Annotated in this window: 2 protein-coding genes; both read left to right on the top strand. The window is 31.4% G+C overall.

The window, feature by feature from the left end; translation table 11 throughout:
- Positions 1-373: 373 nt before the first annotated feature.
- Entirely contained in the window at positions 374-1960 is a 1587-nt protein-coding gene (gene rny / locus OL66_RS02945) for a ribonuclease Y (RefSeq protein ID WP_084066035.1), read from the top strand.
- A 24-nt stretch (positions 1961-1984) separates the two neighbouring features.
- Positions 1985-2746 carry a TIGR00282 family metallophosphoesterase gene (locus tag OL66_RS02940; protein ID WP_034172400.1) on the top strand — a complete coding sequence of 254 codons (762 nt, stop codon included), beginning with the start codon at positions 1985-1987 and terminating at the stop codon, positions 2744-2746.
- Positions 2747-2874 lie beyond the last annotated feature (128 nt).

Raw genomic sequence — 2874 nt, 5'->3', positions numbered from 1 at the left:
CAGAACCATTGTTTTTTGCATGGTTTTTGCTGAATTGTTTTTCGCAAACCAAACTTTATTATTTTTTTTAAACCCAATTTATACATTTTTATTTTTTCATTTCACGATGAAATTTTGTACTGAACAAATTAAAAAAAATAATAAAACTTCCAACCCGCCCCATTCAAAATTAATTCTAAATTAATTATCAATATTTTAAAAAACAAACTTATTTATCGTTTTAATGACAAAATTGCATCAAAAAATCTAATTCCCCCTATTTTTTTATTTTTTGTTTTGCATTACAAATCATTAAACTAAATTCAAAAAGAAAAAGAGGTAAAACAATGATTTTACATTTGTTAACCCCCCCCAAAAGAAAGGTATCAAGGATATGAAAGGTGATTATTGGCGAACTCATTGTATAATGGATTGTTCCCTTCTTGTCTTTGCTTTAATTTGTGGATCAATTATCGGCTATTTTTTGTATTCTTTTTTTAATCAAAAGAAATTAGAAGAAAAAAAACAAGCATTTGACAACAAACTAAAAGAAAAAGAAAAAGATTTGCAACAACGCGAACAAGAAATGATGCGTAATGCCAAAATAGAAATAACTTCTTTAAGACAAAAATTAGAACTGGATTTAGAACAAAGAACCAACACAATTGTTGATTTAGAATCCAAAAATAATCGTCGTGAAGAATTGCTTAACAACAGAACTGAGAGCCTCAATAAAAGAGAAGAGCATTTAGATTCTGAACAACAAATAATTAGCCATACTAAAAAAAACCTAGAACAACAAATCAAAGAACAAGAAACAATTTTAAACACCCAAAAACAACAATTAGAAAAAATAGCTTCCTTAACGCAAGATCAAGCCAGACAAATCATAATGAAAGAAACAAGAGACCAAACCACTTATGAAATGATGTCATATATTAAACAAGAAGAAGAAAAAGCCAAAAGCGAAGCATCTAAAAAAGCCAAAACTCTTTTAGTTTTAGCCATGCAAAAATATGCTGGCGATATTACAGGAGAAAAAAATATTAGCGTTGTTAACATTCCTAACGAAGATATGAAAGGACGGATTATTGGGCGCCAAGGCAGAAATATTAAGTCTTTGGAAGTTTTAACCGGAGTAGACTTAATTATTGATGAGTCCCCTTGCACCATTATTTTAAGTAGTTTTGACCCGATTAGAAGAGAAATTGCCAAAAAAACTTTAGAATTTTTGGTCTCTGATGGGCGAATTCATCCTTCTCGCATCGAAAAAGCCTTAGAAACTTCAACCATAGAAGTAGACAATTTTATTAAAGAAATGGGCGAAGAAGCTGCTTTTATTACTAAAATCGGCGAAGTGCACCCCGACTTAATTAAAATTTTGGGAAAACTGCACTTCCGCATTAGTTACAGTCAAAATGTTTTGAAACATTCTTTGGAAGTAGCTTTTTTAGCTGGTAAACTTGCCTCTGAAATTGGCGAAAACGAAATTCTTGCAAGAAGAGCAGGACTTTTTCATGACATCGGTAAAGCTCTAGACCACGAAATGGAAGGAAGCCACGTAGAAATTGGCGTTTTTATTGCTTCCAAATACAAAGAAAAAAAAGAAGTTATCGACGCTATTGCCTCTCATCATGAAGACCAAGAACCCCAATCAATTATCGCTGTTTTAGTTGCAATAGCAGACACCTTGTCTTCCGCTAGACCAGGAGCCAGAAAAGAATCAGTAGAAAACTACATCCAAAGACTAACCAAATTAGAAACTATTGCTAATGCAACAGAAGGAGTTGCCAAATCTTATGCTATTCAAGCTGGGCGCGAAATTCGTGTTATCGTTGAACCAGACAAAATCGCAGACAATTTTATTTTCCAAACTGCCCGCACCATTAAAGAACAAATTGAAAAAGACATTAGTTACAATGGTGTTATCAAAGTTACTGTTATAAGAGAAACCAGAGCTGTGGAAATGGCTAAATTATAATCCACCAAAGGAGATAATTAATTCATGAAAATAATGTTTATCGGAGATATTTACGGAAACCCAGGAATTAGTTATTTTGCCGAAAAAGTGGGTTTTTTAAAAGAAACTTACAAACCTAACCTCATTATTGCCAATGCTGAAAACGCTGATAATGGCAAAGGTTTAAGTTTTAAAATTTATAAAAAATTACAAAAATTAGGTGTTGATTTGATGACTATGGGAAACCATGTTTGGAAAAATAAACAAATTAAAAATTTTATTGACAAATCAAATGTAATTCGTCCCATCAATGACACCCAACAATTAGGGCAAGGTTATAAAATTATTGATTGCGAAGATAAAAAAATTTTAGTTATGAATGCTTTAGGACGTGTTTTTATTAACTCCAAATTGCATTGCCCTTTCAAAACTATTGATAATGTTTTGGAACAAAATAAAGCTAAATATGATTTTTCTTTTTTGGATTTTCATGCCGAAGCCACTAGTGAAAAAATTGCTTTAACTCATTATTTTGATGGTAGAATTGATGCTATTGTAGGCACTCACACTCATGTCCAAACTAACGACGAACGCCTTTTTCCCCACAATACTCTTTATATTTCTGATGCAGGAATGACAGGAGCCAAGGACGGCGTCATTGGTAAAGAAAAAGAACCTATAATTCAATCTTTTTTAGGAAATCGTGTTGTTTCAAGACCTAATGCCGAAGGAAAAAGACAATTAAACGGTTTACTTGTCACTCTTAAACCTCACAAAACTATTGAAAAGATTAATTTATCAGAATGAAATAAAATTTGTTTTATGAAAACTAAGCGAAAAAGAATCAAAATTATCTTCTGTATCACTTTAATTTTTTTGTTTTTTAACGCTTTGCATTTTTTTATTTTATTCTGGTTTTTTAATTATTTAAATTA

Origin of the sequence: Chrysanthemum yellows phytoplasma (genome assembly GCF_000803325.1) — a bacterium.
Classification (GTDB): Bacteria; Bacillota_I; Bacilli_A; order Acholeplasmatales; family Acholeplasmataceae; genus Phytoplasma; species Phytoplasma asteris.
Note: the sequence above shows the minus strand (reverse complement) of the source record. Positions and strands in the feature narration are given on the sequence as shown.

Coding starts and splice junctions, on each gene's coding strand:
- rny (WP_084066035.1), top strand. CDS start 374: ATGAAAGGTGATTATTGGCGAACTCATTGTATAATGGATTGTTCCCTT.
- OL66_RS02940 (WP_034172400.1), top strand. CDS start 1,985: ATGAAAATAATGTTTATCGGAGATATTTACGGAAACCCAGGAATTAGT.